General features: G+C 68.7%; 15 protein-coding genes and 1 pseudogene. 12 read left to right on the top strand and 4 right to left on the bottom strand.

Annotated elements, in window-relative coordinates; translation table 11 throughout:
• The first annotated feature begins 207 nt into the window (after nucleotides 1-207).
• Genes WMF27_RS34720 through WMF27_RS34700 form a run of 5 tightly spaced genes read left to right on the top strand, consistent with a single transcriptional unit; the run spans nucleotide 208 to nucleotide 13,206 of the window.
• On the top strand, nucleotides 208-10,473 hold the full coding sequence (locus WMF27_RS34720; protein WP_437764582.1) for a SpvB/TcaC N-terminal domain-containing protein: 10,266 nt from the start codon (nucleotides 208-210) through the stop codon (nucleotides 10,471-10,473).
• A 16-nt stretch (nucleotides 10,474-10,489) separates the two neighbouring features.
• Nucleotides 10,490-10,909: a hypothetical protein gene (locus WMF27_RS34715; RefSeq protein ID WP_437764583.1), complete on the top strand. Its 420-nt coding sequence runs from the start codon at nucleotides 10,490-10,492 to the stop codon at nucleotides 10,907-10,909.
• 9 nt (nucleotides 10,910-10,918) lie between these two features.
• A complete protein-coding gene (locus WMF27_RS34710; RefSeq protein WP_437764584.1) occupies nucleotides 10,919-12,391 on the top strand; it encodes an RHS repeat domain-containing protein in 1,473 nt (490 codons plus the stop codon).
• Nucleotides 12,388-12,693 carry a hypothetical protein gene (locus WMF27_RS34705; RefSeq protein WP_437764585.1) on the top strand — a complete coding sequence of 102 codons (306 nt, stop codon included), beginning with the start codon at nucleotides 12,388-12,390 and terminating at the stop codon, nucleotides 12,691-12,693. The genes WMF27_RS34710 and WMF27_RS34705 overlap by 4 nt, the downstream gene beginning before the upstream one ends.
• 36 nt (nucleotides 12,694-12,729) lie before the next feature.
• A complete protein-coding gene (locus WMF27_RS34700; RefSeq protein WP_437764586.1) occupies nucleotides 12,730-13,206 on the top strand; it encodes a hypothetical protein in 477 nt (158 codons plus the stop codon).
• A 71-nt stretch (nucleotides 13,207-13,277) separates the two neighbouring features.
• Here WMF27_RS34700 and WMF27_RS34695 read toward each other — a convergent pair.
• Nucleotides 13,278-14,083 (bottom strand): annotated as a pseudogene (locus tag WMF27_RS34695) (IS5 family transposase).
• 482 nt (nucleotides 14,084-14,565) lie between these two features.
• Between WMF27_RS34695 and WMF27_RS34690 the strand changes: the two are divergent.
• Nucleotides 14,566-14,913: a hypothetical protein gene (locus tag WMF27_RS34690; RefSeq protein WP_437764587.1), complete on the top strand. Its 348-nt coding sequence runs from the start codon at nucleotides 14,566-14,568 to the stop codon at nucleotides 14,911-14,913.
• Nucleotides 14,894-15,274, top strand: coding sequence for a hypothetical protein (locus tag WMF27_RS34685; RefSeq protein WP_437764588.1), 381 nt, complete (start codon nucleotides 14,894-14,896; stop codon nucleotides 15,272-15,274). The genes WMF27_RS34690 and WMF27_RS34685 overlap by 20 nt, the downstream gene beginning before the upstream one ends.
• Before the next feature lie 836 nt (nucleotides 15,275-16,110).
• Here WMF27_RS34685 and WMF27_RS34680 read toward each other — a convergent pair.
• Nucleotides 16,111-16,572, bottom strand: a complete 462-nt coding sequence (locus WMF27_RS34680; RefSeq protein WP_437764589.1) for a DUF885 family protein — start codon at nucleotides 16,570-16,572, stop codon at nucleotides 16,111-16,113.
• A 458-nt stretch (nucleotides 16,573-17,030) separates the two neighbouring features.
• Here WMF27_RS34680 and WMF27_RS34675 point away from each other — a divergent pair, with 458 nt between their 5' ends.
• Nucleotides 17,031-18,260, top strand: coding sequence for a phospholipase C (locus WMF27_RS34675; RefSeq protein WP_437764590.1), 1,230 nt, complete (start codon nucleotides 17,031-17,033; stop codon nucleotides 18,258-18,260).
• A gap of 127 nt (nucleotides 18,261-18,387) precedes the next feature.
• Here the strand turns inward: WMF27_RS34675 and mscL are convergent, their stop codons facing one another.
• Complete coding sequence (gene mscL, locus WMF27_RS34670; RefSeq protein WP_437764591.1) at nucleotides 18,388-18,837, bottom strand: large conductance mechanosensitive channel protein MscL; 450 nt, start codon at nucleotides 18,835-18,837, stop codon at nucleotides 18,388-18,390.
• A 462-nt stretch (nucleotides 18,838-19,299) separates the two neighbouring features.
• On the opposite strand from mscL, the gene WMF27_RS34665 reads away from it, so the two are divergent.
• Together WMF27_RS34665 and WMF27_RS34660 are read left to right on the top strand one after the other, a co-directional pair.
• Nucleotides 19,300-19,905, top strand: coding sequence for a 5-formyltetrahydrofolate cyclo-ligase (locus tag WMF27_RS34665; protein WP_437764592.1), 606 nt, complete (start codon nucleotides 19,300-19,302; stop codon nucleotides 19,903-19,905).
• Between the two features lie 16 nt (nucleotides 19,906-19,921).
• A complete protein-coding gene (locus WMF27_RS34660; protein ID WP_437764593.1) occupies nucleotides 19,922-22,618 on the top strand; it encodes a hypothetical protein in 2,697 nt (898 codons plus the stop codon).
• A 446-nt stretch (nucleotides 22,619-23,064) separates the two neighbouring features.
• On the opposite strand, the gene WMF27_RS34655 is transcribed toward WMF27_RS34660, so the two are convergent.
• Nucleotides 23,065-23,394, bottom strand: coding sequence for a PilZ domain-containing protein (locus WMF27_RS34655; RefSeq protein WP_272104316.1), 330 nt, complete (start codon nucleotides 23,392-23,394; stop codon nucleotides 23,065-23,067).
• 202 nt (nucleotides 23,395-23,596) lie between these two features.
• Here WMF27_RS34655 and WMF27_RS34650 point away from each other — a divergent pair, with 202 nt between their 5' ends.
• Entirely contained in the window at nucleotides 23,597-23,773 is a 177-nt protein-coding gene (locus WMF27_RS34650) for a hypothetical protein (protein ID WP_157907138.1), read from the top strand.
• A gap of 820 nt (nucleotides 23,774-24,593) precedes the next feature.
• Nucleotides 24,594-26,414 (top strand): hypothetical protein, encoded by a 1,821-nt coding sequence (locus WMF27_RS34645; protein WP_437764594.1) that lies wholly within the window; start codon nucleotides 24,594-24,596, stop codon nucleotides 26,412-26,414.
• Nucleotides 26,415-26,783: the final 369 nt, after the last annotated feature.

Raw genomic sequence — 26,783 nt, 5'->3', positions numbered from 1 at the left:
GGAGGCGGAGGACCTGCGGGTGCGCTGAAATCGTGCTGGGAACCGGTCGAGTTTGGCGCTTTTCCCGGCGAGACCGCCCCACCTGTTATCGCTTGTAATTGCTATTTACGATGTCGTTTGCTCCCTTCGCGACCGCGGAGGCAAGCGATGACGTCCGGGTGGATGAGACGGGGTTGGCGGCTGTGCGCGGGTTGCGTTCTCTTGCTCATGGTGGTGAGCGCGCCCCTCGGCGCGTGGGCTCAAGCGTTGACGTTGCGCCGGATAGGCGATCCCCTGCGCGCGCGGCTCACCGGCGCTCGTGGCGGCGCCGAGCTCGCGGCGGCGCTCGCCGGGGACGCCGCCGTGCTCGCGAGCGCGGGAGATCCCGCCGGCGGCCCCGGCGGCCTCGCCGTCGTCCCGATGGTGGCCTTGCCAGCGGACGTTCGCGCCGATGGCGCCGGCCCGGGGGCGGACCCGTGGGTCCTGTTCGACGGCCGCGGCGACACGGGGCTTCGCAGCGAGACCGGGGAGAAGGTGCGGATCCGGGTCTCGTTTCCGCAGCCCACCGCGCTGGAGGCGCTCTCGCTGTACGGGCGCAGCGAGGGCGCGCTCACGGTCCGCGCGGAGGACGGCGCAGAGCTTCAGGCCGTCTCCGGCCTCGTCGACGTGCCGCTCCACGACACGGGCGAGCGCTGGACGCGCCTTCCCATGGCGGTCACGGCCCAGCACGTCGTCATCGAGTGGCTTCCTTCGGGCGAGCGCGGGCCGCAGGAGATCCTGTTCTGGACCGCCGGCGCGCCCACGCGCGGCCTCTCCGAGGTGGAGCTCGCCGATCGCGTGCTCGCGGGGCGGCTCGCCGGGGCTTACCAGTTCGCTGCGACGTCCGAGCGGGCGACCGTGACGCGCACGGGCGGAGAGCAATCGCTGTCGTTCCACGTGGACACCGATCCACGGGCGCTCGCGCGCGCGTTCCTCGTCTACCAGCTGGAGGGCCGCGGCCACTGGTCGAGCGTGAGCCGGCAGATCAACGGCACGGCCCCGCGCGGCGGCTCCCCGGCGGCAGCGCCCGCGACCGGAGGCCTGCAAGTCGAGGAGATCGCGCCCGCGTGGCTGAGGCGCGGCGATAACGTGGTGCGGTTCCGGCCCTCCGCGGAGCAGGAGCACGGATTCACCGTGAGCGCGCTCCGGGTGGTCGGGATCCCGCACGCCGGTGTAATCGAGGCGCGTTCCGCTGCCGAGGCGCGCGCCCGGCCGGCCGGCGGCGAGCGCGCGCGTCGCACGGAGGCGCTGCGCCTCGATTTCGGCGCGCGTGTGGCGCCCCACGCGCTCCTCTTCCAGCTGACCAGCGCGGGCGCCGGGGAGCTCCGGATCGCGCCCGGCGAAGGAGCCGAGGGGCTGCGCTTCGACCTGAAGGACCTGCCGCCGGGCTGGCACCGGTTCGATCTCCCGGAGTCAGCGACATGGCCGGGGGCGGCCTCCGTGCAGATCACGCCGGCGAAGGGGAGCCACGCCGAGGTGTCGGACGTCGCCGTGGTGGCGAGCCCCGTCCCCTCCCGCGCGCGGCGGATCGCGCTGAGCATGCCGCTGCACGGCGAGTGCGCCGAGGGGAGAGCCCATGTGCGCGGGTTCCTCGATCTGGCCGGCGAGGGCGCGTCGCGAGCACGGCTGTTCGCCGGCGCGGAGCCGGTTGCGCTGGGCGACGACGGCAGCTTCGAGCTCACGCTCCCGGAGCCCGAGGGGGCGAGTCACCGGACGTGGACGGCGCGCCTCGAGGCGCGGCTCGAGGACGGCACGCGCCTCGGTCGCGAGCTAGAGCTCGGTCCGTGCGCCGCGGGCGCCGCTCCGGGCGGGCTCGTCGTGGACCACGGCGCGCCCTATGGCGCGGTGGTGAGCCCGGACGAGGGCGCGGTGCTCTCGTTCGCGGGCGCCACGCTCGATATCCCGCCAGACGCGCTGGAAGAGACGACGCGCATCACGATCCGCCCGCTGATGCCCGTCCAGGTGCAGCCGATGGGGCGCGCGATGCGCAATGTGACGCCCGAGGGGCGCGCGTTCCGCTTCGGCCCGCATGGGCTCAAGTTCAAGAAGCCGGTGAAGCTGACGCTGCCTGTCGACGCCGCGGCGCTCCCGAGCGGCGCCAGGGCCAGGGAGATCTTCGGCTTCTACTTCGACGAGGCGGTCCAGCGATGGACGAAGCTCGGGCGCGTCGAGGAGGGCGGGGCCCGGGAGCTCACGAGCTTGACGGATCACTTCACCGATTTCCTCAACGCGGCGATCTCCATGCCGGATCAGCCGGGAGCGCAGTCGTTCGATCCCAACGCGATGAAGGGGATCCAGCTCGCGAGCCCGTCTGCGGGCGTGTCGTTCATCGAGCCGCCGGAGGCGAACGGCCAGGGCACGGCGCAGCTGTCGTTCCCGATCGAGGTGCCGCCGGGCCGGCACGGCATCGCGCCGGATCTGGCGGTCACGTACGAGAGCGAGCTGGGCAATGGCTGGCTCGGCGTGGGGTGGGATCTGCGCGTCTCGGCGATCGAGATCGACACGCGGTTCGGCGTGCCCCGGTACACGGGCGACGAGCTCTACACGCTCGACGGCCAGATGCTGCGGGCCATCCCCGATCAGCCGGGCAGGTACGAGCGGCGCGTCGAGGGCGCGTTCGATCGCATCGAGCGCCTCGGGGCCGATCCCGGGAGCTTTCACTGGGTGGTCACCGACAAGGACGGCACCCGGTATACCTACGGCGAGAGCGCGGACGCGCGCCTTGCGGACCGGTCCGGCGAGGCCGGGATCTTCCGCTGGAACCTGGAGCGGGTGGAAGACACGTTCGGCAACCGGATGCGGATCTCGTACTTCAAGGACGCGCCCGAGGGCGAGGACTGGGTGCAGCTCTATCCGCAGCGGATCGACTACACGGAGCACGAGAGCGGCTTCCCCGGAGCGCACTATCACGTGGTCTTCTCCGTGGACGACGGAGCGCAGCGGAGCGACGTCGTGAGCTCGGCGCGCGCCGGCTTCGAGGTGCGGACGACGCGGAGGCTCACGCGCGTCGACGTGACCCTGGGCCAGGCGCCCGACGCCGAGGAGATCATCCGGAGCTATCATTTCGCGTACGACACGCCGGACCCGCGGCACCATCACAAGTCGTTGCTGAAGAGCATCGCTGTCCATGGAAACGGCGGTGAGGAGATGCTCTACGAGCACGGCTTCGAGTACTTCGGCCTCCAGCAAGCGGACGGCGAGCTCCAGGTGTTCTCGACGCCGACCGAGTGGGGCCGTCCCGCGGAAGGGCGCGATGGCCTCGGGGCCACGAGCTCGGTCGAAGGGGGGCTCAGCGCGTTCGTCGGCGTGGGGCCGACGGTGTGTGATCCGCACGCCGGGGTGGGGGTCTCCGTCTCGTTCGGGGCGGACGACGAGGACGTCGCGTTCACGGACATCAACGGCGACGGGCTCCCGGATTTCGTGGGCAGCAACGGCGTCTGGCTGAACTCGCTCCCGGATCGGTCGAGCGGAAACGCGTTCTCGCCGGAGAGCGTGGGCAGCACGCACCAGATCACGGCGAGCCTGCAGGGGGCGATGCACATGTTGCAGGAGCTCGGAGGTCTCGGTCTCAACCGCGCCTGGAGCACCGCGACCGCGCAGAGCCTGCTGCTCGACATCAACGGGGACGGCTTCCCGGAGCTGCTGGATGGGAGCGGGGCGGCGCTGAACCCGAACAACGTGCGGCTGGGGCCGGGCGCCCGCGGCGCCGGGTTCACGATCGACGAGGATTTCAGCGATGGCGAGCAGGTCGAGGCGCTCCGCAACGCGTTCTACCGGACCAGCGCGCTGGTGAAATGGACGCCGCCGATCGACGGTGTCGTCGTCATCGACGGCGGCGTGTCGCTGGCCGGGGGCGGCGCGGGAGACGGGGTGACGGCGTCGATCACGAAGACGATGCTGGCGCCGCGGCCGAGTGACAAGTTGCACCGCGAGCACCTGCCGCTCTGGCAGAGGGACATCGGGCCGAGCGATGCTGCGTGTGTGCCCGAGGGCGAGAGAGGGTGCGGGAGCGGCATCCGCGTCCGCGTCCGTCCGACGGATGCGCTCTTTTTCCGCGTGGACCCGAGGGAGGACATCGAGGGCGACGTCACGCGCTGGAACCCGCGCATCCGTTATGCGGAGCTCTGCCCGTCGGACTCCTGCCGGCCGTTGCTTCCGCGCGACACGATGCGCCCCGACGCGCTCGGGCGTCCGATGTATACCTATGCCTTCGCGGACGACTTCTCCGTGCTCGACCGGAGCGTGCCGGGCTGGGCCGCGGGGGCGGACGGGCAGGTCACGGTGCGGGCGAGCTTCGTCCGGACCGACGCGGACGATGCGTTCGATGTGCGGCTCGTGCGCCGGGACGTCGACTCGGGGCAGAGCGTCGAGGTCCATCGGACCAGGGTGTCGGGCGCGCAGCTCGGCACCGAGATCGCGTGGCCGGTGTCCGTGCTCCAGGGCGATCTCCTGTTCCTGTACGCCGAGCTCGGCGAGGACGTGGTCGACCCGTCGCGCGTGCAGTACCAGGGGTTCGCCCGGTACACCGAGGTCTGCGGCCACGACGCGGATCCTGGGAGCTGCCGCGCTGTGGGCGAGTGCGCGCCCAGGTCCGGTGCTCCGTCCGGAAAGAGGGTTTGCGGGCTCGAAGCGTCGCCCGGCGACGGCGGGCCGATCTCGGTGCCCGAGGAGTCGATCCTGGCGCCCGTGCAGCTGAGCGACAGCACGATCGGCGGGACGGCGCTTCCGCTGTCGCAGCTGGAAAAGGTGGACGCCCGCATGGTGGGCGGGTTCCGCGGCTTCAGCTACGGCGAGTGGACGACGGAGTATCCGTTCGACGAGAACCAGCTCCGCCGGAGGCCGGCGGAGAACAAGCCGCCTTATTTCACGCGCGTCGAGCCGCACTGGGAGGGGTACCACGCGAGCTGGTCGCCGGGGGACGCCGGGTTTCCTCTCGTGGGCAGCGTCAGCGGCCCGGTGTTCCGGGGCTCGGGCGCGGACATGTACATCCGGGCCGGGGAGCTCAAGCCGTCGCGCGTCGGCGGCATCCGGCCGGAGGACGTGGCCAACGTCCCGGGGCTCAGGAAGAGCCACAACGGCTCGGGCTCGGGGGAGCTCGCGCTCATCGGGTCGTTCCAGGTGACGACCGGGACCACCGAGTCGAAGCTGGAGCTCGTCGACGTCAACGGCGACGGGCGGCCCGATGCCGTCACGCAGGGCGGCGTGCGCATCCAGACGTGCGGCGGCGGCGGCCGGTGCGACGGGCAGCAGCCGGGGCAGTATGGCGAGCTGACCGTCGACGGGCCGGGGGACATCCGGGTCATCGAGAGCATGAGCGCGCGGTTCGGGTTCGGCTTCGGATCCGCGGCGTCCGCCGTCGCGGAGAAGATCGAGGCGAGCGCCGAGACCAAGGAGGTGCTCAGCGTGCTGCCCTCGCTCGGCAAGAGCTGGGGCACGTCGCAGACGACGCGCGACCTGCTCGACGTGAACGGCGACGGGCTTCCGGACAAGGTGAGGAGCGCGGGCGGCGTGCTCCATGTGCAGCTGAACCTCGGCTACCGCTTCGGGGACGAGCGCCCCTGGGCGGCGCTCGATCCGAGCGGCGATCCGTTCGAGCCGCTGCCGGAGGTCGACGGGGATCCGCTGACCGCGCTGGGCCGGGTCTGGTCTCCGGAGCATCTCTCGTCGGTGCGGGTGCAGGACAACACGACGAACAGCCTGCAGGTGGGTTATGCGGGGATCGGCGGCGGCATCGCGCACACGGTGAGCCGGACGCTCGTCGACTTCGTGGACCTGAACGGCGACAGGCTGCCCGACCGGGTGATCAAGCAACCTGGACAGGCCTATTACCGCGTCCGGCTGAACCTCGGTGACCGCTTCGGGCCCGAGGAGAGGTGGAGCGCGCCGGCGGTGAGCGGCGCTCTGCCGTGGGGCGTCGTGCTGGAGAAGAAGTTCACGAAGGAGATCAACGGCAGCAACGACGCGCTGTCGTTCTCGGAGACGACGGCGTTCAACGCGGGGTATGGCGTGCCGATCAAGATCACGACGCCGTACGTGTGCATCGTGCTCGAGATCGCGGCGCAGCTCGGGTTGAGCGACGGACGGAGCGAGCTCGCATGGGAGGACCTGGACGGCGACGGGACGGCGGATCACGTGCTGAAGCTGAGCGAGGGGATGCTGCGGGAGAGCGACCCGGCGCTGCGGGCGCGGCTGAACCTGACGGGCAAGACCAACCGGCTGTCGCGCGTGGTGCGTCCGCTAGGCGGCAGCATCCGGCTGGACTATGCGCGTGAGGGCAACAAGGTGGCGTATGCGAGCAGCCCGGACGAGCTGAGCGTGGACATGCCCCGCAGCAAGTGGGTGCTGTCGCGGGTGGAGGTGGAGGACGGCATGGGCACGCCCGCGTACGTGCACACGTTCGATTACCACCAGAGCGGGTTCTACGACCGGGCGGAGCGGGAGGACTACGGCTTCGCGCAGGTGACGGCGACGCGCGAGGACGGCTCGCAGCTCGTGACGCGTTACCACAACCAGGACTATTACCGTCGCGGGCTGGTGGCCGAGGTGATCGAGCAGGACGCCGAGGGGCGGCTGTTCAGCCGGCAAGAGGTGGCCTATCGCGCGCCCGGGGCGCAGGCGACGCTGACGGGCTCGTTCTTCCCGGCGGAAGAGCTGCGGACGATGTCGTGGTACGAGGGCAAGACGACGGACCCGAGCGCGCCGGGCAAGCAGACGAGCGAGGAGCGGGACTGGGACGACCGCGGCAACCTCGTCGAGGTGATCGAGCACGGCGAGCCAGGCACGCTGGAGGACGACGTCACGAGCACGATCCATTACGTGACGTACGACGGGCCGCACATCGTGCGGGCGGACAGCGTCGAGGTGCGTGACAGCGCGGGGACGCTGCTGCGCGAGCGCACCGCCGGGTACAACGAGGTGACCGGAGCGGTCGAGTGGATCGCGAGCACGGTGATCGGGGGCAAGGATCCGGCGACGGGCGCGCCGTACACGGGAGAGGGCTCGACGAATCCAAGATGGGAGTTTTCGCACGACGCGTACGGCAACCTGGAGCGGGCGATCGAGCCGCGGGGGTTCACGCTGACGTACGAGTACGACGATGTGGCGGAGACGTACCTCTCGCGGGTGGAGGACTCGTTCGGATACTTCTCGGAGACGTGGTCGGACTACCGCTACGGCGCGGTGAGCGCGGTGCGGGACGTCAACGGCCATGAGGTCCACTACGACTTCGACGGGTTCGGGCGGCTGCGGGCGGTGTTCGGTCCGGACGATCCGCTGGCGGCGGCGGAGGCGACGATCGCGTTCGAGTATGCGCTCCAGGCCGGGGAGAGCGTCGCCATGCCGGCGTGGGCGCGGACGCGGCACAAGGACGTGCAGCACCCGGGGGATCCGATCGACACGGTGACGTTCGTGGACGGGCTGGACCGGGTGATCCAGACGAAGAAGGACCTGGAGAAGGATCCAGGGACGGGGGCCGCCGCGGTCGTGGGCATGAGCGTGAGCGGCCGGGTGGTGCTGGACGAGCGGGGGCGCGTCTGGCAGCAGGGGCAGCCGGTGTTCGCGACGGGGGAGGCGACGGCGTTCGTGGACGTGGCGCTGAAGCACCCGACGACGTTCGAGTACGACGTGCTCTCGCGCATCGTCGAGCGGAGGGAGCCGGACGACGAGGCCGAGGGCGGCGAGGCGGTGACCACGACGAGCTACGATATCGAGGAGCTCGATGGCGTGGCGATGTTCGTGGCGACGGAGGTCGACCCGAAGGGGAAGGTGCGCAAGGCGTACCAGGACGTGGACAACGCGATCGTGGCGGTCGAGGAGCGCAATCGGCTGGGCGGGTCGGAGGCGTGGACCACCCTGATGACGCGGTACGGGTACAGCGCGGTCGACGAGCTGGTGCGGGTGACGGACACGCGCGGGAACGTGACGACGGCGGCGTACGACACGCTGGGACGGATGGTGACGCTGACGAGCCCGGACATGGGGCGTACGGAGTGGCGTTACGACCGGTCGGGCAACGTCGGGGCGCGGCAGACGGCGAAGCTCTTGGCGGAAGGCGCGAACAAGCTGATCCGGTACGAGTATGAATACAACCGGCTCAGGCGGGTGAACTACCCGGACTCGACGGACGTGACGTATGTGTACGGCGCGCCGGACGAGGCGGGCGACGAGCACGGCAACCGGGCCGGGCGGCTGGTGGAGGAGCAGAGCGAGGCGGGGAAGAGGACGTTCTGGTATGACCGGCTGGGGAACGTGGCGAAGCTGACGACGGAGTTCCCCCGGCTGCGGGAGCCGCACCGGGGGCCGTACCAGGCGACGATGGAGTACGACTTCGACGGGTTCGGGCGGCTGCTGTCGATGAAGTTCCCTGGCTCCGGGGCGGAGGTGGTGACGTACGGCTACGACCGAGGGGGCCTTGTGCGGTCGGCGGTGGGAACGAACACGCAGACGAACCCGCAGCACCCGGACGAGCCTGCGGTGACGCAGTACCTGCAGCACATCGGGTACGATGAGTTCGAGCAGCGGGTGAGGGTGGTGCACGGCAACGGGATCGCGACGTCGTATCGGTACTACGAGAAATCGCGGCGGCTTCAGGAGATCAACGCGGACCACCGCGACCGGTACCTCGTGGAGCGCGGCCGGCCGGCGCGGGCGTTCCAGCGGATGCGGTACTCGTACGACCCGGCAGGCAACCTGGAGCGGGTGCGGAACGAGGTGCCGTACGAGCAGGACATGCCGGGCTCGGTGCTGGTGGGGCCGACGACGCAGGAGTACGGGTACGACGATCTGTACCAGCTGCTCTCGGCGAGGGGGACGTACCAGGATCGGAGAGACTGGCAGTACCGGTACCGGCTGTCGTTGGCGTACGACGAGATTGGCAACATCCTGACCAAGGACCAGGCGAGCTACCGGTACGTGCCGCAGGCGTGTCCCACGCCGGTTCCGGCTGGGTGCGACGGATGGCGCGAGGACCACGCGATCCGGGAGCAGACGTACCGGTCGGAGTACCGGTACACGGGCCCGCAGCCGCACGCGCCGAAGCGCATCGACGAGCAGCTCGTGGCGGAGTCGGCCCCGTGGTCGCGGGTGATCAGCTACGACGCGAGCGGCAACCAGACCGGCTGGACTTACCCTGGCTCGGGCACGCGTGCGACGGAGTGGAACGAGGAGAACCGGGTCACGCGGGTGACGCAGAACGGGCAGGTGCTGTCGCGGATGCTGTACGACGGCGACGGCGAGCGGCGGTTGCACCAGCACCACGTGAGCGGCGAGGAGGAGACGGCGTACCACGACCAGCACCTGACGCTGCGGGACGGTCGGTTCGTGACGAAGCACATCTATGCGGGGCAGACGCGGATAGCGAGCAAGATGGATCCGGACTGGTTCCGTGACCCGCCGACGCTGTACTACCACCCGGACCACCTGGGCAGCACGAGCTTCGCGTCGAACAACGAGCAGACGCTGACGCAGCGGGACGAGTACTTCCCGAGCGGGGAGCTGTGGATCGACGCGTCGGACTCGCGGTACGAGCTGAGGCGAGCGTACGTGTTCACGGGGAAGGAGCTCGACCAGGCGACGGGGCTGTACTACTTCGGGGCGCGGTACTACGACCCGAGGAGCAGTGTGTGGCTGAGCCCGGATCCGATCCTGGACGAGTACATGGACGGAGGGACGAGCGGAGGGGTGTTCAACCCCGGGAACCTGGGGCTGTACAGCTACACGCTGAACAACCCGGTGAACCTTGTCGACCCGGATGGGAGGAGCGCGCAGGGGGCGCATCGGAACTTCCCGCCTGGGGCCAACGGGTGCAGGCACCCGAGCTGCTTCAACGGGCCGGCGGGGCAGAAGTACCACCAGGAGCAGATGCTGCAGCGGATGAACGCAGGCGCTGCGGCGGCGGGTCGCACGTCTCGCGGTATCGGGGACGGCATGCGCCGGCTGCTGTTCAGGTTCGTCATGCAGCAGCAGGCTGCTCGGCCGCCGGCGCAGCCAGCCGCCGCGCCGGCGCAGCCGCCGCAGGCTACGCAGCCGGCGAAAGGCCCGCAGCCGGCGCCGGCGGCGAAACCGCCGCAGGGGGCGGAGGCGGCGAAGGCGGCGACATCATCATCCGCAGCGGGTGCAAACGGAGGACTCAAATGGGGGAATCCGGCGAGTAAGCCAACCTATGGTCACACATTTACTAGTCACACGGCAAAGCTTACGCCGAAGCAGCTAACGGATAGGGCCAGAGGGTTGGGTCACCAGGCAAGCCAGTGGACAAATGACAAGGCGGCGGCCAATTTTATTGCGGACGTGGCAAAGAAAGGTCCTGGGGTTCACGATGTCCCGCTTCCGAAGGACATGGGGCGGAGCTTTCTTGCTGATGGAACTCAGCTGAATTCCGATATGGCGCGGGTGATAGTCAAGCCAGATGGTGGGGTGAGGACCGCGTTTCCGTTTAGCTCGACTCATCCCAACTAAGATGCGCGAGGTTGACGTGATTGAAGACGAAATTGCATCGATTCGAAGAATTTGTTCTGATCTCGGGCTTCCTGAGGGAGATTCGTATGTTCAGGATTGGGCGTATGAATTGCCGGAGGAGTTTCGGGACGAGGTTGCATTCTACAGGTATCTGGATGCGTACGCTAACCCGACATATGGGGATCCTGAGCGGCGCATACTAATGCAGCTGGCACTGGATGTGGCGAACGATTTGCTGCAGCGGGATGAAAATATTGGTGTGTCGGCATGGAATGCTTTGGCCAGTGTCATTCGCGTGAGGCCTGATCTTCATCGAGATCAAGTTGAGTATTGGGCAGCGGTCGGGGAACCTCTGGAGGACGCCTTTGCATTGACGCGCATGGTTCGAGGGCTTTGGAATGAGATCTACGCTTGTGCGGACGAGCAGTCTTCGTGAGGTGTTGTGGTGCGGTGTGTCGAATTTTATGTTTCGTGGATAGAGCGTCAGCGCGGGTACGACCCGGCAGGCAACCTGGAGCGGGTGCGGAACGAGGTGCCGTACGAGCAGGACATGCCGGGCTCGGTGCTGGTGGGGCCGACGACGCAGGAGTACGGGTACGACGATCTGTACCAGCTGCTCTCGGTGCGCGGGACGTACCAGGATCGGAGAGACTGGCAGTACCGGTACCGGCTGTCGTTGGCGTACGACGAGATTGGCAACATCCTGACCAAGGACCAGGCGAGCTACCGGTACGAGCCGCGAACGTGCCCTCCCCCTCCGGAGCCGTGCGACCCATGGCAGGAGGGCCACGCGATTCGGGAGCAGACGTACCGGTCGGAGTACCGATACACGGGCCCGCAGCCGCACGCGCCGAAGCGCATCGACGAGCAGCTCGTGGCGGAGTCGGCCCCGTGGTCGCGGGTGATCAGCTACGACGCGAGCGGCAACCAGACCGGCTGGACTTACCCTGGCTCGGGCACGCGTGCGACGGAGTGGAACGAGGAGAACCGGGTCACGCGGGTGACGCAGAACGGGCAGGTGCTGTCGCGGATGCTGTACGACGGCGACGGCGAGCGGCGGTTGCACCAGCACCACGTGAGCGGCGAGGAGGAGACGGCGTACCACGACCAGCACCTGACGCTGCGGGACGGTCGGTTCGTGACGAAGCACATCTATGCGGGGCAGACGCGGATAGCGAGCAAGATGGATCCGGACTGGTTCCGTGACCCGCCGACGCTGTACTACCACCCGGACCACCTGGGCAGCACGAGCTTCGCGTCGAACAACGAGCAGACGCTGACGCAGCGGGACGAGTACTTCCCGAGCGGGGAGCTGTGGATCGACGCGTCGGACTCGCGGTACGAGCTGAGGCGAGCGTACGTGTTCACGGGGAAGGAGCTCGACCAGGCGACGGGGCTGTACTACTTCGGGGCGCGGTACTACGACCCGAGGAGCAGTGTGTGGCTGAGCCCGGATCCGATCCTGGACGAGTACATGGACGGAGGGACGAGCGGAGGGGTGTTCAACCCCGGGAACCTGGGGCTGTACAGCTACACGCTGAACAACCCGGTGAACCTTGTCGACCCGGATGGGAGGAGCGCGCAGGGGGCGCATCGGAACTTCCCGCCTGGGGCCAACGGGTGCAGGCACCCGAGCTGCTTCAACGGGCCGGCGGGGCAGAAGTACCACCAGGAGCAGATGCTGCAGCGGATGAACGCAGGCGCTGCGGCGGCGGGTCGCACGTCTCGCGGTATCGGGGACGGCATGCGCCGGCTGCTGTTCAGGTTCGTCATGCAGCAGCAGGCTGCTCGGCCGCCGGCGCAGCCAGCAGCCGCGCCGGCGCAGCCGCCGCCGGCCGCGCAGCCGGCGAAAGCGGCGCAGCCGACACCGGCGGCGAAATCGCCGCAGGGGGGGCGGAGGCGGCGAAGGCGCCTGTGAAGCAGGCAGCACGGGCGACAGGAGCCGCAAGAGGGGGAGCGGCTAAGCCCCTTCCAGAGCTGAAAGTCGATCGCACTCAATTCGGAAAGAAAGTTGGCAAACACGCCGCGGACTTCGGACTCAACCCGGCCAAAGCCGAGCATCGCCAGTGGGTTCGAGATCGGATCGATGCAATAGTCCATAAATACGACGAAGTTCGACAGGGCCATGAAATCCCCAGAGTGGCGGAGGAAACCATTTTTCTGTTTCTTTTAGGCAAGGCGCCGACGTGGTGGTCACCAAACTGTCCGGCGATTTTGTGACAATTCTCGCAGGAGGCCAGTCCAATGGATGGTTCAATGGTGCTTCTCCCCGCTAATCTGAAGGTCCTGCCCGGCAGACGCATTCGTGCCGTGGCGCGGATATTGTTCGAGCGTGACGGGCAAATTGAGTCGGACGACGGGCCGCTCGAACTCTACTTGGACGACGGTACCGTAGTTCTCTTCGACGGATCGGCTGATGGTGAGAGTCTTCGGGTTCAAGGTGCACCCTGGGCGGATCCGTTTGAGCCACCGATTTCCGATGAAAACCGCCTCTACGTTGAGCAGAGTGGAAAATGGAGTAGGTTCGAGCAGTCAAGTGGTCCGAGGTTTGCGAGTCTGCTTGGCGAGGTCGTGTCTTCTGTGGCAATCATGAAGAACCAATTCGGTCGAGATGCCGGGGTTCAGATTTCTATTGGAGAAAAATGCCTTTGGTTCGTGGTTGCTGGCGATCAGTGCTATGTTCGCTGGGTACCCCCCGACGGGTTCACTCAAAGTGCTACTTGCGGGCAGTAGGGGCGTCGGTTCGAGCGGTAGTGCTGGAGTGGAGGCGACAAAGGTGATTGGAGCGAATTTGCTAAGAGCGCCTAACAAGAGCCTGCCCGGACGTAACTGAGGCAGATCAGGCAGACGGAGAGCTTGAGGAACCCACGGTGGATGTCGGCCCGCCGCTCGTAGCGTACAGTCAGGCGCCGGAAACGACGCAGCCATGCGATCGTCCGTTCGACGAGCCATCGACAACGGCCGAGCTTCTCCGACGACTCGATACTCTTGCGAGCAATGCGGGGTACGATGTGGCGCAGATGGCAAGCCAAGCGTAGGGCCGGGTCGTCGTATGCCTTGTCGGCGTGCAGCTTCTTGGGGCGGCGCCGCGGTCGGCCGAAAGGGCGCGCGATCGGCGGCACCGCATCCACCATGGGGGTGAACATCTTCGAGTCATGGACGTTGGTCAGCGTCATCTCGATGGTGAGAGGGATGCCACTCTGATCGACCAGGAGGTGATATTATTTCGAGCCCGCCCGGTCGCGATCTGTGGGGTTCGGGCCGGTCTCTTGGCCCCCCTTTTTGCCGGAACCAAGGAGGCATCCAGCGCAGCACGATTCCAGTTGATCTTGTCGGCCCCGCCGAGTTCATCAAGCAATGCCTCGTGGAGCCGATCCCACACGCCAGCCTGCTGCCAATCGCGCAATCTGCGCCAGCACGTCATTCCGCTGCAGCCGAACTCTTGCGGGAGATATTCCCAAGGGATCCCTGTCTTGAGCACAACCAAGATCCCCGTCAGGGCGATCCGATCAGGCGTACGCGGCCGGCCGCCCTGCGGCTTCGGCTCCGTTTTCGGCAATAGAGGTTCGACTCGCCCCCAGAGTTCGTCCGGCACCAACAGCTTGCCCATGTTGTATTCTGTCGCACATTCCGCATCGCTCAAGCGAGCGGGCAAACGAGCGGCGTCAGCAGGATAATGTTAGGTGCTCTAAGTGATTGTTCCCGGGTTCGGGTAGCGAGGGGCTGTTGTCTATCAGGTCAAAGACGGGACTCTGAAGTTGAAGACGGTCTTGCAATGGAGGCCGCTGAAATGAGTGAATCTGACTCGTTAAATGGTGTTGGGTTCTTTGAGTTGCGTGTGTCTGAGGACGATTCTGGTGTGGCGTATCTTCGGTTGCCGTCTCATCCTGGAACCAGTCCCTGTGAGATGTCCAAGTCTGCTCGGCTTTGTGATCTTATTGGTGATTACGATGGTCCGGATGTGGTGCTTGATTTTGATTTGAGGGGTGTTCTTGTGGGTATTGAGATAATTGCATAGGCTGGGAAATCTGGCGAAGTTGACGTCCGAGCCCCCCGGGCTGCGCGAGCCGCACGGGGGGAGGGGACCCTACCATGCGACACACGCAGACGAACCCGCAGCACCCGGACGAGCCTGCGGTGACGCAGTACCTGCTGCACATCGGGTACGACGAGTTCGAGCAGCGGGTGAGGGTGGTGCACGGCAACGGGATCGCGACGTCGTATCGGTACTACGAGAAGTCGCGGCGGCTTCAGGAGATCAACGCGGACCACCGCGACCGGTACCTCGTGGAGCGCGGCCGGCCGGCGCGGGCGTTCCAGCGGACGCGGTACGCGTATGACGCAGCGGGCAACCTGGAGCGCGTGCGGAACGAGATTCCGTATGCTCAGTTGATTCTGGTATTGAAGCTATGGAATGCATATGCGAGAGCGTGTTCGTGAGGTGTTGATGCTGCTGTCGAGCTTGGAACTGCAGCGTGCCTACCAGGCGCGGATTCCTGCTGTGAACGTGGCGGAGGAGCTGTTTAATCAATGGGACGATTGCTACAGGCCAGACAACGCTGAGTTTGACTCTCTGTTTTCTGTGGAGGAGGGCCGCGCGCTTGGGGAGTTCTCCAGGATTATCGATGTCATCGCCGAAGATACCCCTCGGGTTCTTCCTCCACTGGAGGAATTCATGGCGACTGAGGCGTGGAAGCGGCTCTGCGCCGAAGAACAGAAGGCTTTAGGGGCACTGGCCAACCAGGGGCCGCGGAACTGCGGCGCTGGCTGGATGGGTGACGCCGCGGAACGGTTCGCTTGATGAGAATGCGAGCAGGGGCAGGTGTGGATGAGGGCAAGGCGCTGCTCCTCGGTGCTGAGTTGTTTCGCTCGGTTGTGAGCGAGATGCGCCCAGCGTGGATCGGCGGAGTCCTTGAGGCGGTCCTTGCTGTGACCCGATGCGACTTCTTGGGGTTCGGGCAGAGGACCGTGGCAATATGTCGCGACAGGAATTCGTGAGGTACGGCGGAGGGCCTGTTCCTCGGTCTCAGGCGGGTCAGCCTGAATCTCGAGAGCGAAGGGGCGCCAATCGAGTGTGCGATGGTAGAGCTTCTCGAGGTCTCCGCTAAGGTCGTATTCAATGCAAGCGGAGCTCAGCCGGGTTTTGACGCACACGCCGGAGCACGGGGCCTCCCGCTGGTGTGGCACATCATGAGGCTCGTCGAGGAAGGACCTGGACGCGAGGAGGCGCTGCGCTGCGTTGAAGAAGCCTTGTGGCGAGGGGTGGGAACGGAAGTCGCCAACAGGTTTGCGACAGGCCGGGCGAGGAACCTATGAGAGGATTGCGCTGGGGGCACGTTCCGGCACCAGGCCCCCAACCAGTCGAGGTCGGGGCGGCCGCGTTACGGCGGGCGTCGCGCCAGGTTCGGGCGCGGCGCTGGTCGTGTCTGTGTGCGGCGGCACCGCGGTTCGGCCGGCGCGAGCTCCCCAGACCCGAGCTCAGCGATCGGGCTCGGGTCGGGCCCACGCCAGCCGAGGGGGGCGATCCGCCGCCACGCCCCCCAAACCCCGGCCGAAGCCGCGGATCGCGACGACGGTTCGCCACCGCAAATCAGCCTGCGGGAGCTCGTCCAGCGCGCGCCGCGGGCCCTCCGCCGCTCAGGGCGACGGCTGTGCCGGCACGAAGCGCTCGATGACCGCCTTGCGAAGCAGCTTCAGCGGCAGGATGCCCTGGGCGAGCACGAAGTCGTGGAATCGCTGCGCGTCGAAGCGCGAGCCCATGGTGGACGCGATCTCTCGCCGCAGCTCCATCAGCCGGGTGAACCCGTCGAAGTACGAGGTCGCCTGCCCCGGCGCCCGGCAGGTGTAACGCTCCACCTCGGGCGGCATGAACGGGAGCAGGATGGCCTCCGAGCAAAGCGCCCACCCCTCCATGTTGGCGCTGTTCTCCGCGAAGACGGCCCGGGCGATCGAGACGCCCCGCTCGACGAGCGAGGCGAGCTGGAGCTCGTGCCCGGGGCGCGCCGCGTGGGCGGTGAGCGTCCATGACGCCGCGGCGTAGGTGAAATCGTCGATCCTTCGCAGCTCGTCCGAGGGCCCTGGCAGGCTGAGCGGAAGCACGAACTCCCCCCGCTTCTCCCTGGTTGTCGAGCAGCCGCGGCGGCCGCATGCGCGGCGCCGGCATCTCGGCGCTCTCGGCGGCGGTGCCGAGCCGGATGCGCGCCGGCCGCTCCGGCAGCGTGACGAGGCGCTCCTTCCGGATGATCTCGTCCATCCGGGCGAGCCGCGCCTTGTAATGCGTCAAGATCGCCGCGGCCTGCAGCGCGAGCGCGGCCCCCTCGGCGCATGGACAAGTTGTTGAATTGGCACCGCTTTTCAGGGGACGTCGGAGCGCATGGAAAATGTTCAGTCAACCCGGGGTCAGGTCCCCGCAGCTGGGGCTTGACGTCTTCGGAAACGTTGGATCTCCTTCTCCGCTGGCAGATTTCGGTAGATGAAATCAAGATAGTGAAACTGGCCCTGCGCGGCCGCGTCGGCCGGCACAGCGCTGAGCCGCACGGGAAAGCGAGCGGTGGAACATGGCAGACATTCGTCATCTGGTCATCGTGATGCTCGAGAACCGCTCCTTCGATCACATGCTGGGTTACCTGCGCGGCACGGGCATGGACGTCGATGGGGCGATCGGCGCGACGAACTCGGACGATAACGGCACGCCGATCACTGGATATCATCTCGAGAGCACGAGAGTCCGGATCCGCCCGTATCACCACCGGAAGGAGGTCGTGAGGCAGATCAACGGCGGCGCGATGGACGGCTTCGTGAAGGGCTACAGCACGAACAGCCACGTCGCCGAGATCATGAGCTGGTTCGATCAGCGCGATCTGCTGACGTACGATAGCCTGGCGCGACAGTTCGTCGTTTGCGACCGGTGGTTCGCTTCGTTCGCGGGCCCGACGTGGCCGAACCGGTTCTTCGCGCTATGCGGGACCAGCGGCGGGCGCACCGGCAACCTGCAATGGATCGACCACGCGACGTTCTTCGACTTGTTGCCGGTCGACTCGTGGCGCTACTACTCGCACGACATCGCGTTCTTGCGCACCGTCGAGAAATACAAGGGCCACCGCGGGCCGCCGATCGCGAAGATCTCCTCGTTCTACAGGGCCTGCCGTGAAGGCACGCTGCCCAGCGTCTCGTGGATCGACCCGAACTTCACGCTGGTCGACGTGGACGCGCTGCTGAACTGGGCGAATGACGACCATCCGCCGGCCGACGTGGCGCGCGGTCAGAACCTGATCGCGCGCATCTACAACCACCTGATCGCGAGCCCGTCCTGGCCGCACGTGGCGCTGGTCGTGACCTACGACGAGCATGGCGGGTTCTACGACCACGTGCGCCCGCCGCCGTCGCCCGCGAACGAGGCGGCGCCGTTCGACACGCTCGGCGTTCGCGTGCCGGCCTTCGTCGTCTCGCCGTGGGCTCCGCGCGGCGTGCCGTTCCACGGAACACTCGATCATACGTGCATCGCGCGCACCGCGCTCGAGCTGTTCGCGCCCGATCGCGTGAACGCGCTGAGCCCTCGGGTCAGCGCGTCTCCGAGCCTGCTCTCCGTGCTCAGCGAGCCGAGGCCACGCACCGACCAGCGCAGGCTCGACGGTATCCCGATCCTGGAGACCGCGGTCGCCCCGATCCACATGGGCTCGACCGCCCCGTCCGGCTTTCACTCGATGGAGCTCACCGACGCCCAGCAGGAAATTCTGACGCTGAAGAAGGCCGCGCTCGAGGCCGGCGTGCCCGTCGAGAACCATTGAGCCAGAGCGCGGCCCTCCGCGGCCGCGCTCCCCTCCGAGCGAACCCGGCGTCGACGCGCCCTGCCTCCACGGGGAGCCCGCTCGCCGGCCAGCCGCGCCAGCCACGCGGTGACCTCTCCGCTTCGCGTCACGCGCCCTCCAGCGCCGCCGTGCAGTGGCCGCAGCGCACCGCCTTGATGGGGATGCTCATCGCGCACTCGGGGCACTCCTTCGTCGTCACCTCCTCCGCGTGCTGTCTCTGAAGCTTCCCCATGAGCCGCACCAGGAGGAAGACGCAGAGCGCGACGATGAAGAAGCTCACCAGGCTGTTGATGACGACCCCGTACTGGAGGAGCACCGCGCCGGCCTTCACCATCTCCTCGGGGGTCGCGTACGGACCGGGCCCGCTCGGGGGCTTCAGGACGATGTAGTGCCGGCTGAAATCGATGCCGCCCGTCAGGAGGCCTATCGGCGGCATGATCACGTGATCTACCAGCGTCTTGACGATGTTGCCGAACGCCGCGCCGATCACGACGCCCACGGCCATGTCGACGACATTGCCACGAACCGCGAACTTCTTGAAATCCTCCCAGAACATCGCTTCCTCCGGCGTCGGGGGCTCCTGCCCTCGCGATCGCACCGCTCCGGTATCATCTCTCCGCGATCAGGACGCTACCAGACGCCCGTGCGGACCGCGCGGCAGCGGCGGTCGCCGCCCTCCGCGCAGCCGCCGCCAGCAGCACGAACGGTGCCACCGGGCTCGTCCGTGGGCTCACCCTGGCTAGCCGCCCGCAACTGCGCCCTCCGCGCGTTGCCCGCCGCGCTCCCGCGCGGTCCCTCGCTCGTCCCGCGCTCCCTCCCCGCTCTCCGCCCGCTCCCCGCCGCGCGTCGGGCCCCCCGCCCGTCGGCTTCCCCGCGCTCGCAGCGCGGCCGCTGCCCCGCCCCCGTGCAAGAGCGCCACACCTGGGGCCAACTGCGCCACCTCCCACCGATTTCGTACATGGCGGTTCCCCGGCCCGGGGCGGCTCTCTAGGATGCGCGCCGGAGGAACCACCGAGCCATGGACCCCGACGCCGAGGCCGCCCTGCGCTACCGCGCCAAAGCCGAGCTGCGGAAGCGCGCTCGGGCCCTCCGCGGCTCCATCCCCCGCGACGCCATCCTCGAGCGATCGCGCCGGATCCAGCGCGCGCTCGCGGAGCTGCCGGCCCTCGCTGCGGCCCGGCGGGTCGCGCTCTTCTACCCGATCGAGGGGCGCAACGAGGTCGACCTCCGGGAGCTCGATCCGCTGCTGCGCGCCCGCGGCGCCCGGGTCGCGTACCCCTCCGTCGACCCCGAGTCGCGCGCCATGACCTTCCGCTTCGTCGAGGACCCCGAGGCCATGGAGGAGCGCGGCCTCGGCTTCCGCGAGCCCGGGGCGACCGACGAGGAGGCCGCGGCGCTCGACGTCATCGTCGTGCCCGCCCTGCAGATCGACGCCCGGGGGCATCGGATCGGCTATGGCGCCGGCTATTACGACAGCACCCTGCCGCGCTTCTGCCCCCCGGCGCATGCGGTGGGCGTCGTGTTCGACTTCCAGCTCGTCGCCGAGGTGCCGGCGACCCCGGGCGACGTCCCGCTCGGGACCATCGTCACCGACGCCCGCGTGCTCGCCGCCGAACCCGCCTAGGATGCCCAGGGCGCAGGTGGGAGAGGACATCGCGAGCGACAGGCCCGTCCTCCTCGCGGCCATCGCCTCGGGCGCGATGATCGCCCAGCAGGTCGCCGGCCGGGCGACCCGTGACGCCCTCTTCCTCGCCAGCTTCGGCGCGGCCGACGTCCCCAAGGTCATGGCCGCCGGCGCGGCCCTGTCGTTCGCCGCCGTCGTCCTGCTCTCGCGCGCGCTCCTCCAGCTCTCCCCCGCGCGCGTCGTCCCGGCCACGTTCGCCGCGAGCTCCGTGCTCCTCGCCCTGGAGTGGGCCCTCGCCCGGCGCGCGCCCGGCGCCGCCGCCCTCGTCTTTTACCTGCACATCGCCGTCTTCGGCGCGACCCTCATCTCCGCCTTCTGGTCGCTCGTCAACGAGCGCTTCGACCCCCACACCGCCCGCCACTCCATCGGGCGCATCGCGGGCGGCGGGACCGTCGGCGGCGTGATCGGCGGCCTGTTCGCCTGGCGCGCCAGCCGCCTCATCGACGCCCCGACGATGCTCCTCGCCCTCTCCGCGGTGAGCGCGCTCACCGCCTGGGCGACCCACCACCTGGGCGCCGGCCTCGCGCGCGCGGCCCGCGCCACCGGCGGGGCAGGGCGCACCGAGGTTGAGGCGGGGCGCACCCAGGTTGAGGCGGGGCGCACCCAGGTTGAGGCAGGGCGCACCCAGGTTGAGGCGGGGCGCACCCAGGTTGAGGCGGGGCGCACCCAGGTTGAGGCGGAGGCGGGGCGCGCCGAGGTTGAGGCGGCGGCGGGGCGCACCCAGGTTGAGGCGGCGGCGGGGCGCACCCAGGTTGAGGCGGCGGGGCGCACCCAGGTTGAGGCAGGGCGCACCCAGGTTGAGGCGGAGGCGGGGCGCGCCGAGGTTGAGGCAGGGCGCACCCAGGTTGGCGCCGGTGGGTCGGGGCTCGCCGCGCTGCGCGACAACAGCCACCTGCGCGACCTCGGCCTGCTCGTCGGGCTCGGCGCCGTGAGCGGCGCGCTGTTCGACGTGGCCCTCAGCGTCGAGGCGGCCGCCGCGATGACCGACCGCAGCGCGCTGCTCTCGTTCTTCGCGCTCTTCCACCTCTCGGTGAGCGTGCTCTCGTTCCTCGTGCAGTCGCTCGCCGCCACCTTCTCGCTCGACCGGCTCGGGCTCGCCGCCACCATCGGCATCCTCCCGGCCGCGGTCGTCGCGAGCACCCTCTCCGTCGTGGTCGCGCCGCGGCTCTGGGCCGCCTCCATCGTCCGCGCGACCGAGGCGGTGCTCCGGAACTCGCTGTTCCGGTCGGGCTACGAGCTGCTCTACACGCCGCTGCCCCCGGACCAGAAGCGGTCGATCAAGACGCTCATCGACGTCGGCTTCGACCGCATCGGCACCGCGGCGGGCAGCGGCCTCGCGATGGCCCTGCTCGTGCTCGCCCCGGGCGGGTCGCTCCCGCTGCTGCTCGGCCTCGGCGCGGCGGCCGCGGGCGTCACGCTGCTCTTCACGCCTCGGCTGCACCGGGGCTACGTCGCCGCGCTCGAGGGCAGCCTGCGCTCCGGCGCCGTCTCGCTCGACCCGACGAACGTCGTCGACGCGACCACCCGCCGCACCCTGAGCGGCACCGTCGACGCGCTCAGCCGCGACAGGGTCCTCGCCGAGCTCGCCGCGCACCGGAGCGCCGCGGCGGCGCGGCACGACGCCGGGCGCGCTCCCGCCGACGGCGAGCGCACGTCGCACCCCGGCCCGCCGCTCTCCGGCCGCTCACCGCTCTCCGGCCGCGCGTCGCTCGCCGGCCCTGCCCCCGGGGACTCGCCGCGGCCTCCGGCGGATGATCGCAGGGGCGTCGACGGGCCGCTGTCCGCGCGCGCCGCGTCGGCCGCGCTCGCGTCCGATCCGGTGCTCGCCGCCACGGCCGACCTGCGCTCCGGCGATCCCGAGCGGATCCGCCGGGCGCTCGTCCGGGAGCCGGACCCCGCGCTCGTGCCGCACCTCCTCCCGCTCCTCGAGCGCGAGGGGCTCACCTCCGAGGCGATCCGGGCGCTCCGCGCCGTCGCCCCCCGCGCGACCGGCCAGCTCACCGACGCGCTCCTCGATCCGTCCGTGAGCGTCGCCCTCCGGCGCCGCATCCCGCGGGTGCTCCAGGCCTGTCCCACCCAGCGCGCCGCCGACGGCCTGCTCCTGGGCCTCGCCGACGAGCGCTTCGAGGTGCGTTTTCAGTGCGGCGTCGCGCTCGCGCGGCTCCTCCAGCAGCGCGCGCCGATCCACCTGCGGCGCGACGACGTGATCGAGGCGGCGATGCGCGAGATCGCGATCGGCCGCCGGGTGTGGGACGCCCAGCCCCCCGGCGTCGCGCCCCCGGTCGAGGCGCCGCCGGCCGAGCGATGGCTCGTCGAGCGGACGAGCCGCAGCCTGGAGCACGTGTTCCGCGTCCTCTCGCTCTGCCTCGAGCGCGAGCCGCTCGAGATCGCCTACAGGGCGCTCCACGCCGACGACGCCCACCTCCGCGGGACCGCGCTCGAGTACCTGGAGAACGTCCTGCCGGCGCCCATCCGCGAGAGCCTCTGGCCGTACCTGGGCGCCCGCGCGCCCGCCCCACCCGAGCCAGACGCTGCCGAGCCGCGCGCGCCGCGCCTGCCCGAGCACGCGCTCGACGAGCTTCGCCGCTCTGCCGCCGGCATTCCGCGGCCGTCGATCTCCGCTGCGCGCCGACGACGAGAGCCACGCACGTAGCGCGTGCCCCACCGCTCATCGCTCCGGCGAGCGACAAAAAAAAAGCGTCGCCGGGGCCTAGGGGGGGGAGAGGCCGCACCAGCAACGCTCGTCCGTGAACTAGCAGCTCACATGCCACCGCGAGAAGACGGAAATAGATTTAAAATTCGCATAGATGTCCCGGGCGCACCCTCCCGGCGTTGCACTCCTGCGATTTCATCCTTGCAAACGAGCATCGTGTCGAGGACGTCCCCCACCCATCCGTCTCAAGGTGTTCCCCCCGGCCCTCTGCCCCATCTCCAGCGGTTTCCGCCCCCTCTCTGCCCCATCCAGAGCCGCAGCAGAGCGGCGGTCTCCCGCACAGGAGACGGGCCCAGATCGGCGTTTTCGGCGCGGAAGCGCACTCCGGTGCGCTGAGCACCGAAAACGTCGAGGTGGGCCCGTCTCCTGTGCGGGAGACCGCCGCTCTAATGGAGGGGTTCGCGGCGGTGGGCGCGCTGGTCGAGGTGCTCGGCGATGGTGAGCCGGTCGGCGTCGCTCATGACCACGAAGCGGACGGCGAGCAGGTTGTCGCGGTCCCAGACCGGGCGGGCGCGCAGCCGGATGGGGCGCCCGACCCCGAGGTCGAGCTCGAACGGGGTCACGGCGGGCAGCGCGCGGCCTGCCAGCGCGGGCGCGCGCTCGACGACCATGCCCGTGGGGGAGAGATCGATCGCGCGACACCGGTGCCGGTGGCCATCGACGAGCGCCGAGACGGGGAAGTCGACCTGCGCGCGCGCGCCCTGCCTCCGATCCATGAAAGCCTCCTTGGTGTCCTCGTGACGCGGCGATCCTAGGTCGCGGGGCTCGTCCGGGCCAAACATCGGGCGGGCGAGCCGCGCGGTCCGCTCGCGGCGCCGGGGCGCGATCTCGGCGCGGTCCGCTGGTGGCGCGGGGGAGCGATCTCGGCGCGCGCGGGATCGGTGCGATATGCTGGCCCGTCGAAAGGAAGGTGTGGCGATGCCCACGTGCCGGGAATGCGATAACGAGGTCGACGAGCTCAAGACGATCAAGGTCGGAAGCAAGAAGAAGAAGGTCTGTGAGGACTGCGCCGACCGCGCGGCGCAGGAGGGCGCGATCGCCGAGGAGAGCGAGGCGGTGGTGCAGCAGATGATGGGCTTCAAGGGGAGGCGCTGACCGCTCGCACGCGCGCGCGCCCGCCGATTCCCGCCGATCTCCCCCGCGCGGCGAGCAGCGCGACGCCGCGCGGACGCCGCCGATCTCCCCGTCGAACGCCGGTCCGTCGTCCCTCTCCACGATCTCCCGCGAGCCCGTGCCGCGCGCGTCGCGGCAGGCCAGCCGCGACGCGCGCGGCGGATCCTCCGCCAAGCGATCGAGCAGGGCTGCGAGATGTCTTCTTGCTTGCGATGCAGCGGTGTCGCCGAGGAAGCGCGCGACCTCCCTCGGGGCACAGGCGCCGCGGCCGAGATAGCGAATGCAGGGGCAAGGTAGGCAAAGGTCGTTGGCCGACATGGAGAACGCTGTCGCATTGGGGTTTTACCCACATTTCCCCGGGGATTTCGTCTGCATTCAAGCGAGCGGACGACCACTTCTCTATACCTTCCTTACATCAGCGGACGGACTGCGCATTGCAGTTCTGCATCGAAAATTTGCAACCGCGATGTGAAAAGCGGCCGAGGTGTGCGACCTAATTGGGTGTTCGTTTCGTTTTCGAAAGCATTTCGTCTTGACCCGTCGTGTTAATCCGGGAATAAGTTGTTTCACGAGAGCGCCGGTATCCGCCCCTCTGGTGCTGAATGGTCTGCACCGATGGTTCGCGGCGCGAAGGCACGCAGCGGGAGGCTCCTCTTCTGCCCCCTGGTGCTTTCGCCCGTTACGGTCCTGTTCACCACAGGGGTTCAACGACGCCGGGGGAGATAAAGCCATGCATTCAATTTCTCAAGGCTTTGGGTCGCTGTCGATTGCCGCCGGTAAGGTCATCGCTTCCCTGTTGGCGATGTCGATCGTCGGCTTCGGCTGCGCGCCGCTCGACGAGGACGTGACCGCAGAGGAGCTGGACGCGGAGGAGCAGGCGGCCGGCACGACGTATCAAGTTGGTCCCACGCGCACCTACAAGACCATCGGTGAGGTAGCCAGCAGACTGCAGCCGGGCGACGTGGTGGCGGTCGACGGCAACGCGACGTACTCGGGCAACATCAGGCTCACGAAATGGGGCACGCCCACCTCGAAGATCACGATCCGCGGCGTTCGCGTCGGCGGGAAGCGCCCCGTCCTGAAGGGCGGCACCAACACGATCGAGATCAACGCGAACCACATCGTCTTCGAGGGGTTCGATGTGACGGGCGGCACCTCGAGGTGCATCTTCCAGCACGGGCACGATGTCACCATCCGTGACTCCGTGATCCACGATTGCCCAGCGCACGGGATCCTGGGCGCCGACAGCGATTCGGGTTCGCTGTTGGTGGAATACGTGGAGGTCTATAACTGCGGTAGCGGTACGCAGAAGCACCCGATCTACATCGCGACGGATGAGTCCGCCTACCCGGGCTCCGTGTTCCGGATGCAGCACAGCTACGTCCACGATGCAATCGGTGGCAACGCGGTGAAGACCCGCGCGGAGCGGAACGAGATCTATTACAACTGGATCGAGGGCGGGCTCTACAAGGACCTCGAGCTCATCGGCCCCGACGGGCAGGATCCGGGGCTCGCGCGGGAGGACTCCGATGTGGTCGGCAACGTCTTCCGCAAGACGCACACGCAGTACGTGATCCGCGTCGGCGGCGACGGCACCGGCGACACCAACGGGCGGTATCGGTTCGTGAACAACACGTTCCTGCTGATGGCGGGGTCGAGCGCGGCGATCCACCTGTTCGATGGCATCGAGAGCATCGAGCTCCACAACAACATCTTCCATCGCGTCGGGGGCGGGAGCGTTCAGGTCTTCCGTGACGACGCGAGCTGGAAGACCGGCAGCCCGCTCATCAAGGGCGTCAACAACGCCGTGCCCACGGGCACGACGGTGCCTTCCGGCTTCACGGGGACGCTGATCGTGAGCGATCCCGGCTTCTCGAGCATCGGCAACCGCGACGTGACGCTGCTCTCGACGAGCCCGCTGCGGAACGCGGGGGTCAGCTCGACGACGGGGATCTCGGGGCGCACGTTCCCGTCGCCGCTCGCGATGCCGCTCTACCACCCGCCGAAGGCGGCGCTCGCGGCCGTCGGCTCCGCGCAGCGGCGGACGGCCGTGGGCGCGGTCGACATCGGCGCGTTCGAGTTCGGGACGACGACCACGACGCCGACGCCCACGCCGACGACGCCGACGCCCACGCCGACGACGCCGACGCCCACCCCGACTCCGGCGTGCTCGGTCGTCAACGCTGGCCAATGGTTCAATTCGTCGCTGCCTTCGACCCAGCGGGGCACCTTCACGGCGACCTGGGACGTGACGCCGAGCGCGTCGAAGATCGACGCCGTGGTCGGCCTCTCGAGCGGCTCCGCGAGCCAGTGGACCCAGCTCGCCGCGATCGTCATCTTCGACGAGGAAGGCAATGTCCGCGTCCGGAACGGCGCGAGGTACCAGGCGCTCCGGGTGTTCCCGTACACCGGCGGGACGACCTATACCGTCCGGATGGTGGTCGACGTGGCGGCGAAGCGGTACTCGGTGTACATCCGGCCGAAGAACGGCACCGAGGTGCAGCTCGCGAGCAACTACGCGTTCAGGTCCGAGCAGGCCAGCGTCGCTTCGCTCGCGAACTGGGCGATGACGCAGACGATCGGAACGGCCACGCTGTCGGCCTGCAACTTCAAGATCCAGTGATCCCACGGGGGGCCGGCGCGACGAGCGCCGGCGCTTCCTCGAGGCGGTCGTCCGAGGGGGCCCGGCGCGAAGAGACGGTGTCCTTCGCGCGGCGCGGGGACCCCGCCGGACTCACCTGAGACAAAGCTCCTCCGGCTTCACCGGAGGAGCTTTTTCATTTGGGCTCAGACATCCGCCCTCCCCGCGCCGCGCGAAGAACACGGCCTCCTCGTGCCCACGGAGGCCGATGGGGCCTAGGCGATAACCAAGCTTCGCGCCCTGAGCGTGACCGAACGAGCCTGCTTGACGCCTCACGAGAGCGCCGCTCGGTCACATGGCCAGAGAGGGAGTTTGGGGGTAGCCGTGATGGACGCGGCGCCGGGCCGCCCC

The organism is Sorangium sp. So ce281 (genome assembly GCF_051527395.1).
GTDB lineage: Bacteria > Myxococcota_A > Polyangia > Polyangiales > Polyangiaceae > Sorangium > Sorangium cellulosum_B.
This window is presented reverse-complemented; position numbering and strand designations above follow the sequence as displayed.

Excerpts from the sequence above, each read along its gene's own strand:
- WMF27_RS34720 (WP_437764582.1), top strand. The coding sequence starts at position 208 with ATGGTGGTGAGCGCGCCCCTCGGCGCGTGGGCTCAAGCGTTGACGTTG.
- WMF27_RS34700 (WP_437764586.1), top strand. The coding sequence starts at position 12,730 with ATGGTGCTTCTCCCCGCTAATCTGAAGGTCCTGCCCGGCAGACGCATT.
- WMF27_RS34690 (WP_437764587.1), top strand. The coding sequence starts at position 14,566 with ATGCGACACACGCAGACGAACCCGCAGCACCCGGACGAGCCTGCGGTG.
- WMF27_RS34685 (WP_437764588.1), top strand. The coding sequence starts at position 14,894 with ATGCGAGAGCGTGTTCGTGAGGTGTTGATGCTGCTGTCGAGCTTGGAA.
- WMF27_RS34675 (WP_437764590.1), top strand. The coding sequence starts at position 17,031 with ATGGCAGACATTCGTCATCTGGTCATCGTGATGCTCGAGAACCGCTCC.
- mscL (WP_437764591.1), bottom strand. The coding sequence starts at position 18,837 with ATGTTCTGGGAGGATTTCAAGAAGTTCGCGGTTCGTGGCAATGTCGTC.
- WMF27_RS34665 (WP_437764592.1), top strand. The coding sequence starts at position 19,300 with ATGGACCCCGACGCCGAGGCCGCCCTGCGCTACCGCGCCAAAGCCGAG.
- WMF27_RS34655 (WP_272104316.1), bottom strand. The coding sequence starts at position 23,394 with ATGGATCGGAGGCAGGGCGCGCGCGCGCAGGTCGACTTCCCCGTCTCG.
- WMF27_RS34650 (WP_157907138.1), top strand. The coding sequence starts at position 23,597 with ATGCCCACGTGCCGGGAATGCGATAACGAGGTCGACGAGCTCAAGACG.
- WMF27_RS34645 (WP_437764594.1), top strand. The coding sequence starts at position 24,594 with ATGTCGATCGTCGGCTTCGGCTGCGCGCCGCTCGACGAGGACGTGACC.